At 28.0% G+C, this 15,444-nt stretch carries 15 protein-coding genes, 3 tRNA genes and 1 other annotated feature; of the genes, 15 read left to right on the top strand and 3 right to left on the bottom strand.

What is annotated here, in order from left to right; translation table 11 throughout:
• Positions 1 to 783: nucleotidyltransferase family protein (locus Q0X02_RS07135; RefSeq protein WP_297813648.1), on the bottom strand; the 783-nt coding region annotated here is incomplete at its 3' end.
• An 85-nt stretch (positions 784 to 868) separates the two neighbouring features.
• Between Q0X02_RS07135 and Q0X02_RS07130 the strand changes: the two genes are divergently transcribed.
• From Q0X02_RS07130 to rplT, 15 genes are all read left to right on the top strand, one after another.
• Complete coding sequence (locus Q0X02_RS07130) at positions 869 to 1,309, top strand: hypothetical protein (RefSeq protein WP_297813645.1); 441 nt, start codon at positions 869 to 871, stop codon at positions 1,307 to 1,309.
• A gap of 58 nt (positions 1,310 to 1,367) precedes the next feature.
• Entirely contained in the window at positions 1,368 to 2,009 is a 642-nt protein-coding gene (locus Q0X02_RS07125) for a zinc dependent phospholipase C family protein (protein ID WP_297813641.1), read from the top strand.
• A 22-nt stretch (positions 2,010 to 2,031) separates the two neighbouring features.
• Complete coding sequence (locus Q0X02_RS07120) at positions 2,032 to 2,757, top strand: hypothetical protein (protein WP_297813638.1); 726 nt, start codon at positions 2,032 to 2,034, stop codon at positions 2,755 to 2,757.
• Positions 2,758 to 2,845: 88 nt separating this feature from the next.
• Positions 2,846 to 2,921: transfer RNA gene (locus tag Q0X02_RS07115), tRNA-Phe, on the top strand.
• An 8-nt stretch (positions 2,922 to 2,929) separates the two neighbouring features.
• Positions 2,930 to 3,004: transfer RNA gene (locus Q0X02_RS07110), tRNA-Gly, on the top strand.
• A 3-nt stretch (positions 3,005 to 3,007) separates the two neighbouring features.
• Positions 3,008 to 3,081, top strand: a tRNA-Cys gene (locus tag Q0X02_RS07105).
• A 52-nt stretch (positions 3,082 to 3,133) separates the two neighbouring features.
• Positions 3,134 to 4,276: a DUF6873 family GME fold protein gene (locus Q0X02_RS07100; RefSeq protein WP_297813636.1), complete on the top strand. Its 1,143-nt coding sequence runs from the start codon at positions 3,134 to 3,136 to the stop codon at positions 4,274 to 4,276.
• Entirely contained in the window at positions 4,276 to 5,571 is a 1,296-nt protein-coding gene (hisS, locus tag Q0X02_RS07095) for a histidine--tRNA ligase (RefSeq protein WP_297813633.1), read from the top strand. The genes Q0X02_RS07100 and hisS overlap by 1 nt, the downstream gene beginning before the upstream one ends.
• Before the next feature lie 192 nt (positions 5,572 to 5,763).
• The gene (gene thrS / locus Q0X02_RS07090) at positions 5,764 to 7,668 is read left to right on the top strand and encodes a threonine--tRNA ligase (RefSeq protein WP_297813630.1); all 1,905 of its coding nucleotides are present in this window, start codon (positions 5,764 to 5,766) and stop codon (positions 7,666 to 7,668) included.
• An 80-nt stretch (positions 7,669 to 7,748) separates the two neighbouring features.
• Complete coding sequence (locus tag Q0X02_RS07085; RefSeq protein ID WP_297813627.1) at positions 7,749 to 9,476, top strand: ABC transporter ATP-binding protein; 1,728 nt, start codon at positions 7,749 to 7,751, stop codon at positions 9,474 to 9,476.
• Positions 9,466 to 11,205: an ABC transporter ATP-binding protein gene (locus Q0X02_RS07080; protein WP_297813624.1), complete on the top strand. Its 1,740-nt coding sequence runs from the start codon at positions 9,466 to 9,468 to the stop codon at positions 11,203 to 11,205. Before Q0X02_RS07085 ends, Q0X02_RS07080 begins: the two co-directional genes overlap by 11 nt.
• 9 nt (positions 11,206 to 11,214) lie before the next feature.
• On the top strand, positions 11,215 to 13,614 hold the full coding sequence (locus Q0X02_RS07075) for a phosphatidylglycerol lysyltransferase domain-containing protein (RefSeq protein ID WP_297813621.1): 2,400 nt from the start codon (positions 11,215 to 11,217) through the stop codon (positions 13,612 to 13,614).
• Positions 13,615 to 13,650: 36 nt separating this feature from the next.
• Positions 13,651 to 13,763, top strand: a sequence feature (ribosomal protein L20 leader region).
• Positions 13,764 to 13,786: 23 nt separating this feature from the next.
• Positions 13,787 to 14,293 carry a translation initiation factor IF-3 gene (gene infC / locus Q0X02_RS07070; RefSeq protein WP_297813651.1) on the top strand — a complete coding sequence of 169 codons (507 nt, stop codon included), beginning with the start codon at positions 13,787 to 13,789 and terminating at the stop codon, positions 14,291 to 14,293.
• 13 nt (positions 14,294 to 14,306) lie between these two features.
• Positions 14,307 to 14,498: a 50S ribosomal protein L35 gene (gene rpmI / locus Q0X02_RS07065; RefSeq protein ID WP_297813619.1), complete on the top strand. Its 192-nt coding sequence runs from the start codon at positions 14,307 to 14,309 to the stop codon at positions 14,496 to 14,498.
• An 18-nt stretch (positions 14,499 to 14,516) separates the two neighbouring features.
• Positions 14,517 to 14,870 carry a 50S ribosomal protein L20 gene (gene rplT, locus Q0X02_RS07060; protein WP_297813616.1) on the top strand — a complete coding sequence of 118 codons (354 nt, stop codon included), beginning with the start codon at positions 14,517 to 14,519 and terminating at the stop codon, positions 14,868 to 14,870.
• A 15-nt stretch (positions 14,871 to 14,885) separates the two neighbouring features.
• Here the strand turns inward: rplT and Q0X02_RS07055 are convergent, their stop codons facing one another.
• Positions 14,886 to 15,179 carry a GIY-YIG nuclease family protein gene (locus Q0X02_RS07055; RefSeq protein WP_297813613.1) on the bottom strand — a complete coding sequence of 98 codons (294 nt, stop codon included), beginning with the start codon at positions 15,177 to 15,179 and terminating at the stop codon, positions 14,886 to 14,888.
• Positions 15,179 to 15,444, bottom strand: a 266-nt coding sequence (locus tag Q0X02_RS07050; RefSeq protein ID WP_297813610.1) for a RecX family transcriptional regulator, incomplete at its 5' end; no start/stop codon positions are given. The genes Q0X02_RS07050 and Q0X02_RS07055, both read right to left, overlap by 1 nt.

Below are 15,444 nucleotides of genomic sequence, written 5' to 3'. Positions count from 1 at the left end.
ATCAAGACCAACTTCGAAACCTGTTATTTTTGAAAAAGTTGATTTTTCCATAATTAGTTTATAAAACAAAAGCTCTAAAATTTTATCGTTTGGTTTCAAAATATTATTCTTCAAATAGTGAAGTGTTTGATTTGGTATTTTATCGCATAATTGTTTAATTGATTCAATATTAGCTCTAATTGAACTTGAACTGAAAGAAACGCTGTCTAAATTTGTAGAGTTATAGCTACTGTTAATTCTTTTTATTGGAAGAATTTTGCAATTTGAATTAATCTTATCAAGTGCTTTCATATACTCGACTGCCAATATGTTATTTGACTGAAAAATGTCTTCAGAGAAATCTGCATAATTACTTCGTGCGAAATCAATGATATTTCTATTAAAAGAATTTGTTTTGTTGAGATTAATGTAATTTTTGATATTTTCTTCATTATTGACGACGAAATCCTTATAAGAAATTAAATCGCTTATTGCAGACTCTATGCCGAATGATACAAAATCACATCCGAGCTTGTCCACTATTTTTATAGAATATAAGCTGAAATTCTCAGCTGATTGCAATGAAAACACACTAGGAATCTCAACAACACAATCTACTAAATTATCAAGTGCCATTTTTGTTTTATAAATTTTATTTAAAATAGAAATTTCGCCTCTTTGAACAACGTTGCCACTCATCACGGCAATTATATTGCAATCGGGATATATTTTTTTTATTTGATTTATTTGATAAATGTGCCCAAAATGCATTGGGTTGTATTCACAAATAATTGCAATATTCATACTTGGAGTCCTTTCGATATACTTTTTATCTAAGTTGTATTATAATGGATATTGAAATTATAGTAAATAAGAAGAGGTAGATTTTATGGATATAAGATTTGTGAAAGGCAATATATTTGACTTGCATAGTGATGCAATTTTATATTTTATAGAAAATTCACTTTTAGAAGATGATTCTAAACAATTAGTTGAAAAAGCCGGTGAAAGAATTTTAGAGCCACTAACAAAAATTAGCGGCATAGAAAAAGGTGAATGTATTATTATTCCTGCTTTTAATATATCTTCTGATTATGTAATCTTAGCAAACTTGCCAGAAAATTTAGAAAACGACAATAAAAATGTTTTTAAAAATTTAATTTCAAATGTATTTATTGAGATGAAAAAATTTGAAATACAATCTCTAAATATAGACTATTCATTTCTTATAGAAAAATATTCTAGTGAATTTGTAAATTTGATTAATGAAGTCATAGACGAACAATCGTTGAGGATTAGCGATTTTTTGGTGTATATGTGCAAATCTTAATCATTGACTTTTAAATTGATTTACTCTAAAATATTATTATGTCGATTGACGAAAGGTAGTGGTCAATATTTTTCCAGAAACTCATAAAAGAGTTGTGAGGGAAATTAATCGCGATATAACAAATCAATATGGCATTCATTTGAATCTTAAAAAACTTGAATGGGGTGCCATTAGTCCTGATATTTTACCAAAATACAAATTTATCAGGCACTACAAGGAAGAAAGTATAAATTATGTAGTTAAAGAGATAATTACAATAATTTATATTTTTCAATTTACAGATTTGAAAAGATTAAATTCCCTACAAAACAAAATTTTAAGTACGAAACTTGGAGTAATAAGTCATTATCTAAGTGATTACGTATGTCTTCCACACGCTAGAAGATGGACTTGTAATCAGCATTTGAAAGAGCATTTGAGATACGAAAGAATTTTAAACAAATTATCACAAAATCATATATATAATAAAGAAATAATTAAAAATAAAAATATTTCTATTGATAATGATGAATACGTGACATTGAAAACATTGGTAAAAGATTATATAGAAAATATCGTACAAGAATACAATAAATCTGAAGGTAAAGATAGGGACTTGGATTTTGCGTATGGGTTAAATTTTAATATTTTTTCCTTTATTTTTGAAACAATTGAAGTTTTATCTACTGAACGATGTATTGAAAAATCCTTTGTTTTCTAAACTAAATTAGGAGTAGGGTAATATGTATAAAGCTTATAATATGAATAATCTAAAGAAAAAGCTTGAAAAAAAATTTTTATTTGAAGATGATTTATTAGCTTTATACTTGATGCTAGACATCGTTCAACAGGAAAATAAAGTACAGCCTTGTTATGTAAAATACAGTGCTTTGAATAAAATCGACCATGTACTTAGCAATCATTTATCATACAGAAAAGACAGGGAAAACATAATTAAAACGATATTTGATTTGATTTCTGAAGATATAAACAAAATCGAATTTACTTATTATCTTCAAGCTTATACTGAAGGTTACAATAACAAAAATATAAGTGATGAACTCGAATTTTTTGCATTAAGACACATTCCTGCTTCAACTATTAAAAAATCAGAAATTCTTTTACACTATTCTGACAGCAGAAGCGTGAGATTTATAAAAAACAAAATGGTTTCTTCAATAAAGAGCAGATCAAATGCATTTAAAGTTCAGAATTCTATAATAGATAATTATTGCGAGAATATTTTGAAAGAAAAAATATTTAGTATCAATACAAAAATGGATAAACAATTAATAATGATGTCTATAAATAATAGTATTGTAATTTCCGAAGAAAAGTTTTTGAATATGTGGCAATTGGAGAATCTATATAAAAAAATTGTAAAGACATTAAAGACTGTTCTAAACAATTCTATTGAAGATGCGTTGTGGTATGGATTAAATGACAGAGTTTTGCAAAGGTATAAGTAGATTTAATTGATAAAATAAAATTGCTGCAAAAAATTTGACAAAACAAATTTAATCGTTTATACTATTAAAGTAATGTTTGATATATTAAGCCCAGATAGCTCAGTCGGTAGAGCAAAGGACTGAAAATCCTTGTGTCGCTGGTTCGATTCCGGCTCTGGGCACCAATATATGTGCGGAAGTGGCTCAGTGGTAGAGTATCGCCTTGCCAAGGCGAGGGTCGCGAGTTCGAGTCTCGTCTTCCGCTCCATATGGCGACATAGCCAAGTGGTAAGGCAGAGGTCTGCAACACCTTCACCCCCAGTTCAAATCTGGGTGTCGCCTCCAAGGGAAAGTTTTTTACAACTTTCCTTTTTTTAATATAACAAGGGAGTATGAGATGATTTTTATCGATAGTTTAAAAGCTGAATATTTGGATGAAATTACTAAATTCACGCATAAAATAAGAAATAATACTTTATTTAAAAATAAATTTGATGATTCATTCGCGAAAAATTACGAATCTATTTACAAATCATTTTACAAGAAATTGAATCTCAAAAATCATTTTGTTATATTTAAAGACGATTTATTTATTGGATATCTTGTTTTAAATTTCGAGGAGAGGAAACTAGTCGTTGATGAAATTTATTTTGATGTAATTAACAACGATATTGTACTAAAAGTTTTGAGGTTTTTGGTGGATTATGCACAATCAAATATATTTGATATAATAATATTTAAATTTAAAGGTTTTATTTTTGATGAAATATTAAAAGAACACTTAAAAGACAACACCTTATCCATTTCAAATGATTTGTTTAGCAGTCATTCAAATGAATTTGTAATAATCAACAAAAATTCATCAAAATCACTCGTAGAATTTTTGAAAAAAGCTGGGTACAACGTTATTTTTAGTCTCGAAAGCAAAATAATTGATGAAAAAATTAAAGAGCATGTTGATATGCAGATTAGAATGATAAATGATTCATCTTTTATTTGTACAAAGGAATGTTATTCCCATTACAGAGCATTTTTACCTAATGGCATTAATTTATACATGACGGAACTTAATTGCAGCAGTGTTTACCCAAGAGATTGTCTGGTAAATAATTTTTCTATAAAAAATTACCTTGTTTGCAATCCAAAATCAGTTGACCCACAAATATTAAAGATACTTAAAAATGAAAGAATTATTAGAGTTAATCAAGGTTATTCAAAATGTTCAACTATTGTCGGAGATGATTTTTTGATTACTAGTGATAATGCGATATTAAAAAAGACAAAAGAAAATGGAATAAACTCATACCTAATAGAAGCAGGAGATATAAAATTAGAAGGGTATGATAGTGGTTTTATAGGTGGAACTTGTGGTTACAGCAAAAAATTAGGCATAGTTTTTTATGGAGATATTTCAAATTATAAATACAAACAAAAGCTTATGGAAATATTAGATAAAGAAAACATTAAATATTATTCTCCTACTGACGAAGAGTTTGTAGATTATGGCTCAATGATATTTTATGATATTGGAGGTAAATGATGATTCAACCATCGACATTACCAGGAATGATGGAACTTCTTCCTGAAGAACAGTTAGTATTTGATAAAATTAAGAGACAAATAGAAGATGTGTTTATACAAAATTCTTTTTTTGGAATAGATACGCCAGCAATTGAAAAACTAGACATATTGTTGTCAAAAGGTGGTGGTGAAACAAGCAAGCAAGTATATAAAATAGATAGCAGTAAAAAAAATCAAGGACTTAGATTTGATTTAACGGTGCCATTAGCTAAATATGTATCATTATATATGCAAGATATAGCTTTTCCTTTTAGACGATATCAAATAGCAAAAGTTTATAGAGGAGAAAGAAATCAAAAAGGTAGATATAAAGAATTTTATCAGTGCGATATAGATATTATTGGACATGAAAAATTAAGCCTTTTTAACGATGCAGAAATTGTAAAATGTATGTTTGAAGCTTTAAAAAAGATAAATATTCCAGATTTTGAATTTCATTACAATAACAGAAAATTATTAAATGGATATTTTTCTTATTTAGGAATTAAAGATTTTGAATCATGTTTAAGAATTATAGATAAACTTGACAAGATAGGATTAGACCTTGTAAAAGAAGAACTAAGCAAAATATGTTTAGATAACAATAAAATTGAAGCCATTTTAAAGTTTTTGAATATAAATGGAAATAATAAAGAAATTATCGAGAAACTCGAATCATTAAAAATTGATGATGAGTTATTTACAATAGGACTTTATGAATTGAAATTTGTGTACGAAAATATTTTGTCGCTAGGAGTTAACGAAGACAATATTAAAATCAACTTATCTATTACGAGAGGACTCGACTACTACACTGGTTCTGTTTTTGAAACATTCTTAAAAGATTATCGAGAAATAGGTTCAATTTGTTCAGGTGGTAGATATGATAATTTAGCTAGCAATTTTACAAAAAGTAATCTTCCGGGAGTTGGAATGAGCATTGGGCTGACTAGATTGTTTTATCAGCTACAAGAGTTGGGATTAATCCAAAATCAAAAGTATAATTTGGATTGTATTATAATTCCAATGGAAGGCTTTGAAAATAATGCAGTAAAATTGATGAATGATTTGAGAAAGTCATCTATAAAGTGTATGAGTTATCTTGAAAATGATAAATTAAAAAAGAAATTTAATTATGCTGACAAATTATCAGTAAAATATGTTATAATAATAGGACAGGATGAAGTTGAGCATAATAAATTCACTTTGAGAGATATGAAAAGTGGAGAGCAAAAATTATTATCGCTTGATGAAATCATAAACAATTTAAAATGAGGCTATGAAAAATCCGAGTAAGCATAAAAGAACTTTAAGAGAGAGTAAGACATAGGCTGAGATTTTACTTAAGAACTCATTGTGCCGAATACTAATTTGGAGCCTTTTATTAAATGAGAAAAAATTAGGGTGGAACCACGAGACACTTGTCCCTATCGGGGATGGGTGTCTCTTTTTTATTAGGAGGTATTTATGTTTGAAGTTAAATTGAAAGACGGTTCTGTTAAAGAATTTGAAAGTGAAATCAGTTTATTGGATGTTTGTAAATCAATATCTGAGGGTTTAGCAAGGGATTGTGTCGGAGCAATTGTAGACGGAAAGACAATGGGATTAATGGAAAAAATTAATTCTGATTGTGAAGTACAATTTGTAAAGTTTGATGATAAAGAAGGAAAACAAGTATTTTGGCATACTTCGTCACATTTAATGGCATATGCAATACAGCGACTATATCCAAATACAAAATTTGCAATAGGTCCATCAATTGATGCAGGTTTTTATTATGATTTAGACACATCTCATAAATTCGTTCCAGAAGATTTAGAAAAAATTGAAGCTGAAATGAAAAAAATTGTAAAAGAAAATCCAAAATTAATTAGGGTTGAAATATCAAGAGATGAAGCAATCGAAAGATTCAAAAAATTAAACCAAGACTATAAGGTAGACTTAATAGAAGGTTTTGACAAAGACGAAACTATTACATTGTATGAAATGGGAGAATTTATCGATCTTTGTAGAGGACCTCATTTATTGGATGTAAAAAATATTAAAGCATTTAAATTATTGTCAATTGCAGGCGCATACTGGAGAGGCGACGAAAACAATAAGATGCTTCAAAGAATTTATGGTATATCATTTCCTAAGAAAAAATTGCTTGATGAATATCTTGAAAGAATGGAAGAAGCTAAGAAGAGAGACCACAGAAAAATAGGTAAAGAAATGGGGTTGTTTTCAATTCAAGAAGAAGGTCCAGGGTTCCCATTCTTCCATCCAAATGGAATGGTTGTTCTTAATGAATTAGAAAAATTCTTAAAAGAGCAACTTGTAGAAAGAGGATATGGACAAATCAAAACTCCGTTGATTTTGAACGAAAAATTATGGCATCAATCCGGCCATTGGGACCATTACAAAGAAAATATGTATTTCACAAAAATAGATGGTGATGATTATGCTATCAAGCCAATGAATTGTCCAGGCTCTATCTTGATTTACAAAGATGAACTTCACAGTTATAGAGAACTACCTATAAAAGTTGCAGAATTAGGACAAGTTCATCGTCACGAATTATCAGGAGCTTTACATGGATTGTTTAGGGTTAGAACATTCGTACAAGACGATGCACACGTATTCTGTTTACCTGAGCAAATTGAAGAAGAAGTTTCGAAGATAATAGATTTCTGCGATTATATTTACTCTAAATTTGGTTTTAAATATGAGGTTGAATTGTCTACACGTCCAGAAGATTCTATGGGTTCTGATGAAGACTGGGATTTGGCAATTAACTCTTTGGAAAATGCATTAATACACAAGGGATTGCCTTTCAAAATCAACGAAGGAGACGGAGCATTCTATGGACCTAAGATAGATTTTCACTTAGAAGATGCAATCGGAAGAACTTGGCAATGTGGTACAATACAATTAGATTTCCAAATGCCTGAAAGATTTGATATGACATATATAGCAAGTGACGGCTCTAAAAAAAGACCTGCTATGATTCACAGAGCTATTTTAGGTAGTGAGGAAAGATTTATGGGTATTCTTATCGAGCATTTTGCTGGAAAATTCCCATTGTGGTTATCACCAGTTCAAGTGGAAATACTTCCAATCAGTGATAAATTTAATGAATATGCTTATGAATTACAAAAGAAAATGAGAGCAAATGGCTTAAGAGCTAAAGTTGATGATAGAAGTGAAAAGATAGGATTAAAGATAAGAGATTCTCAATTGAAAAAAGTTAACTATTCAATAATACTAGGTCAAAATGAGCTAGACAACAATGTTGTATCAATTAGAAAAAGAGATATTGGAGATATAGGTTCTAAAAATACTGACGAATTTATTGCTGAATTAGTTGACGAATACAAAAATAGAAAATAATATAATAGAATTAATTGGATTAAAAATAAAAAAAATTGCTCTGATTTTCTCAGAGCAAATTTTTAATAATAGGAGGAGAAATGTACAAAAAGTTTTTATGGTTTTTAAAATACTACAAAAATAAATTGATTTTGGCGGTTTCTTTTCTTTTGCTTAGTGATGTAGTTGGATTAATTCCTCCATATATCACTGGGAAATTGACAGATAGACTTTTAAATAATTCCATTGAACTCAAGCCATTTCTTTTAATATTGTTACTTGATATTTTAGTAATTTGTGTTAAATATTTTTTTGCAATGGGTTGGTGCTATTTTACCTTCAGAGCATCAAATGAAATAAACTACGTTACACGAAATAGACTTATGAATAAGTTTTTAAACGTTTCTTTGAAGTATTTTCAAACATTTAAAACTGGTGAATTAATGAATAGGGCGACAGGAGATGTAAATAGTTTGAGTGATTTGATGGGATTTGGAACATTAACATTATTTGATTCAACAATATTTCCTCTCTTTATTATAATAATTATGATGGTAGTTGTGGATGTAAAACTAACGTTAGTTTCTATATTACCACTTCCGATTTTAGCCTTTTTATGCTTGAAAATAGGAAGAAAAATATATGAGAAATTTTACGCGGTTCAATCTAATTTTGATAAATTGAATAATAATGTGCTTGAAGATATTGAAGGAATAAGAATTATTCGTGTCTTTGGAATTGAGAATACTAGATATTATTCCTTTAAGGAACGTTCTAGACAATTAGTGAGAGCAAATATGGACGTAGTAAGATACAGAGCTATGATGGCACCTTTTCAAAGAATTATTCCAGCAATAACTTTTATAATAGCAATAGGGTATGGAATATTTTTGATTAGTAAACAAGAAATTTCTGTTGGCCAATTGCTATCCTTTACTTATTATTTAAATATGTTAATCTGGCCGATGTATGCTTTGGGTAATTTCATAAATGTTTATCAACAAGCAGATGCTTCTATGGATAGGATTGATAAAGTATTGGATTATAAAGATAGTTTGGAGTTAAATGAAAATTTTGCGAAAGTAGATGAAATAGATAGTATTAAATTTCAGAATTACTCATTCAAATATCCATATTCAAATGATTATTCTTTAAAAAATATTTCATTTGAAATAAAGAAAAATATGAGGGTGGCAATTGTAGGCAAAACTGGGTCAGGCAAATCAACTATTCTAAAACAGTTATTGTTTTTATATCCAAGGCAAGATGAATTTCAAATAAATGGACAAGCTACTAATTTGGTTAATTTACTGTCGATAAGAGATAACATAGCTTATGTATCCCAAAAGAGTATGATTTTTTCAGATACTATAAAAAATAACATAAAACTGTCTAATCAGAATGCAACATATGACGAGATTTTAAACGCTTCAAAAAGCGCTGATATTTACAAGGATATTGTAAATTTTCCTGATGGTTTTGAAACTTTGTGTGGTGAAAATGGGGTATCATTATCAGGCGGACAAAAACAGAGAATCTCCATAGCAAGGGCTTTATTAAAAAATTCTAATTTAGTTGTTTTAGACGATTGTTTAAGTGCTCTTGATACTCAGACTGAAAAAAATATTTTAAAAGAACTAAAAAGATTGAATAAAACTGTTATATTAGCTACTCATAGATTAAATCAAATTGATGATTTTGATTTGATAATTGTATTAAAAAATGGGGGAATTAGTGAAATAGGAACTCATTGCGAATTGATGGCTAATAAAAAGTGGTATTACACACAATACAATGTTCAATTATTGAGAGGTAGATATGAACAGTAAACTGAGAAGCAGATTTGTATCAGAAAAATTGAAAATGTATACAATGAAGCAATCAAAAGAATTGACAATAGGATTCATATTTTCATTATTGAGAACATCTATGGAAATTATAGGGCCGATTGTAATTGGATTTGTGCTCAATGAATTTGTAGCAAAGGGTAAAATTGTCGGTAATTTCTCGACGATTATTTTATATTTGTTACTTTATCTTGTAATTTATGTTGCCTGCGGAATTTTCAGTAATTTGTGTATGATTTATTTTGAATTAGCAGCGAATAATATAACATATTTTGTACAAAATGATATTTATAAGCATATTAATGAACTTCCAATTGAATATTTTGACAATTTAGCTGCGGGAAGTATTGTTTCGAGAATTACAAATGACACTATGCGATTAAAAGTTATGTTTCAGTTAATTCTTGCAGATATATTGACCTCTTTAATAATGATAGTAGCGGTATATTTTATGTTAATAGCAACAAATATTAGAGTATCAGCGATGCTTTTAATTCTTTTTCCCTTAGTTTTTATTATTTTTTATGATTATAGATACAAGTCTGCAAATTATAATAAAAGAATTAGACACTTAGTAAGCAAAATCAATGCAAATATCAATGAAAATATCAATAATATTGAGATAATACAAGCTCTAAACGTTAAAAAAACAATTGAAAATAAATTCAATAAGCTAAATGTAGAGATTTTTGAGAACAATTTAGAACTTACGAAATTAAGAAGTTATGGAGGATACCGAGCCATAGATATTATAGGATTATTGTCTACTGTTATAATTCTGTTTTATTTTGGGTATGGACAAATTACAAAAAGTTATCCAGTTACTATTGGCGGAATTTATGTTATAATCGATTACACTTCTAAAATATTTTCTAATATAAGCGTAATAGTAACAAGATTTGGCGATATGGAACAAGCATACGCATCTGCATCTCATATTTTCGACGTAATGAAATTTGAAAAAACAAAAAAAGCTGAAGGAAATTTGCTGAAAGTCGAAGGAAATATTGAATTTAGAAATGTATACTTTGCTTATGACAAAGTTGATGTTTTGAAAAACGTATCATTTACAATTCCAAAGGGTTCAAGTGCGGCTTTCGTTGGAACGACAGGCAGCGGTAAGTCTACAATATTGAATTTAATACTGAAATTTTACGATGTAAGAAAAGGGGAGATACTGATAGATGGACAAAATATCAACGATTTAAACGAAGATTTTTTACGAGAAAATTTTGCTGTAGTATTACAAGAACCTTTTTTATTCGAAGCAAATCTAAAAAACAACATTACACTGGGTAAAGAATATTCTGATGAAGATGTAATTGACGCCCTTAACGAATTAGGATGTGATACTTTAATAAAGCGAGGATTAAATGAGCAAATAAAAGAAAAAGGTATAAATTTATCTCAAGGGGAGAGACAATTAATTTCTTTTGCAAGGGCATATATCAGAAATCCAAAAATATTGATACTTGATGAAGCAACTTCAAATATAGACACTGAAACTGAACAAATAATCCAGAAGCCATTAGAAAAACTTAAATTTTCTAGAACAACTATAATCGTTGCACATAGATTATCCACTATAAGAAATGTAGACACAATATACGCATTATCTAATGGTAAAATAATAGAGAGTGGTTGTCATACTGAATTAATCAAAAAAGAAGGTTTTTACAAGCAAATATATGATGAGCAGAAATCATCTTAAGGGGGAAAAATGGATAAAAAACTAAAATACATCAAGATTTCGTACACTATAATTTTTACTCTTATAGTTTTCTATATTGTAAAAAACAATTTTATTTTAAATAATCAAATATTTAACTACAAAATTTTAATAAGTTCTTTTCAGAAAATAGAAATTACTTTTTTGGGGATGCTAATATTTTTCATATCAATGATGTCGCATTTTATTGTTGATGGAAAAATCGACAAGGCAAAATTAAAATCAAATTGGATTTTTGAGTCTCTTAGAAAATTTGTTTGGATAAAAGGAGTAGATTCAAAATTTTTAGATGATGAAAATTTTGAAAACAAAAAATATTTAATAAATTTTGCTCATTTTTTAGCGTTAAGTTTGATTAGCATATTTGTTATTTTTACTGTAAAACCACAATGGACATTGTTTTTATTGTACTTGATTTTTATTTTTGTTGGTGTTTGTTTTTTATATTATAAAAAGCAAAATTCTTATTTAAACTTCATATCTTTTGATGATTTTACAAATAAAGAAAAAACTTCAATTTTTGTATACGAACTCTTTGTTAATATTTGCTATATTTCATTGTTCGTATATTTTATAAAAAGATTTACAGATATAAACTACCAACAATTAATTTTGATATATTGCGTCAGTCAGGTAATTGGGCTAATAAGTTTAGCACCTAGTGGACTTATAGTATCTGATTTGCTCGCTATTCACTTATTAAGTCATTTAATAGAGCCTCAAGCTTCAATTATGTTTATTTTATTATACAGAATAATATCTGTAATTATCCCTTGGCTGATTTCATTGGCAATGATTTTGAGAAAGATATATAATGATTCATATGTAGATGGCAATAATAAACAATTTGCTTTTAAAATTTTGTCAATCATTACTCTGGTAGTGGGAATTATATTATGTCTTAGTGTTGCGACACCTTCAATTCTTATGAGAATTAAGATATTACGAAGATTTGTGAAAAAAGATGTAATGCTATTTGCAAAATTGATAACTCTAACATCAGGTGGGTTACTCATAATGCTTGCACCGGGAATAAAAAAATCTGTTAGAAAAGTTTTCTATATTACAGAATTTGTATTATGGATATCAGTTTTTTCGACAATTTTAAAAGGATTGGATGTAGAAGAATCTATTATAACCTTCACTTTGGCAATAGTAATTTACATTTTAAAAGATGGTTTCACAGATAGTGCCATAAAATTTGAATTTAAGGATTTTTATCATACAATAATGAAAATAACGATAGTAAGTGTTCTATTTATTTTCATTAGCAATACAGCTGCAAAAGTAAATTTCTTGACGTCAACTAAAAAATATTCACTACATTATTTAATAGAAAACAAAAAATTAATAGTTTTTTATATATTGATTATTTTGTTGATTTCATATATATCACAATATACTAGAACTAAAAAAATAGAATTTAAAAAATTAACAGATGAAGATTTTCAAACTATTTCAGAATTTTTGAACAACTACGGTGGGAATGAGTTCAGTCATTTAGTTTTTTTGAATGATAAAAATGTATATTTTAATAAAATAAAAACTGTAATGATTATGTACAGACCTGTAAATAATAGCGTAATTGTTTTGGGAGACCCAATAGGAGTAAAAGAAAATTTTGTAGAGGCGATTGATGAGTTCATAAATTATTGTAGCGAATATCATATGAATGTTTGTTTCTATGAAATAAACGGAGAAAATCTTGAATTGTATTGTGACCAAGGATTTAGATTTGTTAAAGTCGGACAAGATGCAACGCTAGATTTAACAGAATTTTCGCTAGTAGGCAAGAAAAATAGAACGTGGAGACATGTAATTAATAATTTTGATAAAGGGAATTTCCAGTTCAAAGTCGAAGAACCAAGTGAAAGTTTACTTTTAAATATGAAAAGAGTTTCTGATAATTGGCTTGGAGGGAAAAATGAAATGGGATTTAGTCTCGGATTTTTTGATGAAAATTATTTGAAAAGAACGAAAATTGCTTGTATATACAAAGAAAATGAATTACTCGCATTTGCAAACTTACAGCCGTTTTATGACCAAAAGACCATTTCAATAGATTTGATGAGATATATAAGGTCAAAAGATGAAGGTCTTATGGATTTTATTTTCATAAAATTGATTTTGTGGGCACAAGAAAATAATTATGAAAAATTTTATTTAGGAATGGCCCCATTGTCAAAAGTAGGAGATAAAATATATTCTAAGAAAAAGGAAAAAATGTTAAATATTATTTACAACTCACAAAATAACATATATAATTTTAAGGGATTAAGAAGTTACAAAGATAAATTTAAACCAACTTGGTCAAATAAATACATTGCTTATACTTCAGATTTTAATTTACCATATATTTTAATAAGTGTTGTAAATTCTAGAAAAAAATAGTTGACAAATTGTATAAGATAGTATAGAATAATTGATGTTAATAAGTAGAGGTATCCGCTCTCACCTTATAATTTTAAATTCATAAGGTTATAATTAAATTTGTTTATTAATTTATGGCGGGTATTTTCTACCCGCCATTATTTATTTGGAGGTGAATAGTATAAAAGATTTAATGATTAATGAGGAGATTAGATCTGCTAAAGTTAGGCTTATAGATGATGAGGGAGAACAAATTGGAGTAGTAGCTCTCAAAGAAGCTTTAAAAATGGCAGATGATAAACATTTAGATTTAGTAAATGTTGCTCCTAACGCTAAGCCACCAGTATGCAAAATATTAGATTATGGTAAGTTTAAATATGATGCATTGAAAAAAGAAAAAGAAGCTAAGAAAAATCAAAAAGTCATTAATGTAAAAGAAATAAGACTTTCGCCAAGTATTGATACTCACGATTTGGAAGTTAAGGCCAATCAGGCATCTAAGTTTTTAGGAAATGATAACAGAGTTAAAGTTTCTGTTAGATTTAGAGGAAGGGAACTTGGACATAAAGATATGGGCAAAGAAGTATTGGATAAATTTTACGAATTGACTAAACATGTAGGACAAATAGAAAAGAAACCTTCTATGGAAGGCAGAATGATGATTATGTTTATGGGTCCTTTGACTGATAAAGAAAATTAGAGGGGGAATATATATGGCAAAAATGAAGACACATAGAGGTTCTGCTAAGAGATTTAGAAGAACTGGTACAGGTAAGTTAAGAAGATTCAAAGCTTATGCAAGTCACTTAACAGGCAAGAAATCTGCAAAAAGAGTTAGAAACTTGAGAAAAGGTACTACAGTAAGCGAAGCAGATATGAAAAGAATCGATAAAATGATTCCTTAGTTAGAGGGGGAAATATAGATGGCAAGAATTAAACGTGGTGTAAATACTAGAAGAAGACACAAAAAAATATTAAAACAAGCTAAAGGATATTTTGGTTCAAAACATACATTATTTAAAACTGCTAATCAAGCAGTAATGAAATCTTTAGCTTATTCTTATGTAGGAAGAAAAAGAAGAAAAAGAGACTTTAGAAAACTTTGGATTGCTAGAATCAATGCAGCTACAAGAATGCATGATTTAAGTTATAGCAAATTTATGCATGGCTTAAAATTAGCAGGAGTAGATTTAAACAGAAAAGTTCTTGCAGATATGGCTGTAAGAGATGAAAAAGAATTTGCTAAATTAGTTGAGCTAGCAAAAAACAATTTATAATAACAAAAGCTTAAGTTATTCAAAACTTAAGCTTTTTTTAATTGAAATATAATCTTTTATTTTATTCTCATCTGAATTAATCAATTTAATTTTTTGTTTTCTTGTTAATTTTTTTGTTTTTATTTCTTCTTTTAAAGCGTCATTTTTATTTTCAATATCTTTTATAAAAACAAATTCAACAGGAAGTCTTGCCCTAGTGTATTTACTAGCTATTCCTTTGTTATGATTTTTTATTCTTTTTTCTAGATTGTTTGTAATTCCTGTATACAAACTATTGTCTGCGCATTTTAAAATATATAGATAATACATCAGAATTTATCACTTACTATTTTTGAGATATTATAATCAAAGCCCTTCTGTAGAAGGAAATTAATAATTTTATTTTTTAGCAAATAGCCTTGGTATTTTTGCTTCCATAAATTTATTTTTGTGCTGACAATTTGTTCTGCTTTTTCTAATTCAAAATCAAAATCAAGATGTTCATTCAAATAATTTTCATATATTTTTTTATCAATACCTTTTAAATATAAATCATTTATTATTCTTTTTTTGCTATAATTTGTAAGATTTATCT

The sequence above is a fragment of the uncultured Finegoldia sp. genome, from assembly GCF_947252345.1.
Classification (GTDB): domain Bacteria; phylum Bacillota; class Clostridia; order Tissierellales; family Peptoniphilaceae; genus Finegoldia.
The sequence above is the reverse complement of the archived record's forward strand: the minus strand, read 5'-3'. Positions and strand labels throughout refer to the sequence as shown.

Excerpts from the sequence above, each read along its gene's own strand:
- Q0X02_RS07130 (WP_297813645.1), top strand. The coding sequence starts at position 869 with ATGGATATAAGATTTGTGAAAGGCAATATATTTGACTTGCATAGTGAT.
- Q0X02_RS07120 (WP_297813638.1), top strand. The coding sequence starts at position 2,032 with ATGTATAAAGCTTATAATATGAATAATCTAAAGAAAAAGCTTGAAAAA.
- Q0X02_RS07100 (WP_297813636.1), top strand. The coding sequence starts at position 3,134 with ATGATTTTTATCGATAGTTTAAAAGCTGAATATTTGGATGAAATTACT.
- hisS (WP_297813633.1), top strand. The coding sequence starts at position 4,276 with ATGATTCAACCATCGACATTACCAGGAATGATGGAACTTCTTCCTGAA.
- thrS (WP_297813630.1), top strand. The coding sequence starts at position 5,764 with ATGTTTGAAGTTAAATTGAAAGACGGTTCTGTTAAAGAATTTGAAAGT.
- Q0X02_RS07085 (WP_297813627.1), top strand. The coding sequence starts at position 7,749 with ATGTACAAAAAGTTTTTATGGTTTTTAAAATACTACAAAAATAAATTG.
- Q0X02_RS07080 (WP_297813624.1), top strand. The coding sequence starts at position 9,466 with ATGAACAGTAAACTGAGAAGCAGATTTGTATCAGAAAAATTGAAAATG.
- Q0X02_RS07075 (WP_297813621.1), top strand. The coding sequence starts at position 11,215 with ATGGATAAAAAACTAAAATACATCAAGATTTCGTACACTATAATTTTT.
- infC (WP_297813651.1), top strand. The coding sequence starts at position 13,787 with ATGATTAATGAGGAGATTAGATCTGCTAAAGTTAGGCTTATAGATGAT.
- rpmI (WP_297813619.1), top strand. The coding sequence starts at position 14,307 with ATGGCAAAAATGAAGACACATAGAGGTTCTGCTAAGAGATTTAGAAGA.
- rplT (WP_297813616.1), top strand. The coding sequence starts at position 14,517 with ATGGCAAGAATTAAACGTGGTGTAAATACTAGAAGAAGACACAAAAAA.
- Q0X02_RS07055 (WP_297813613.1), bottom strand. The coding sequence starts at position 15,179 with ATGTATTATCTATATATTTTAAAATGCGCAGACAATAGTTTGTATACA.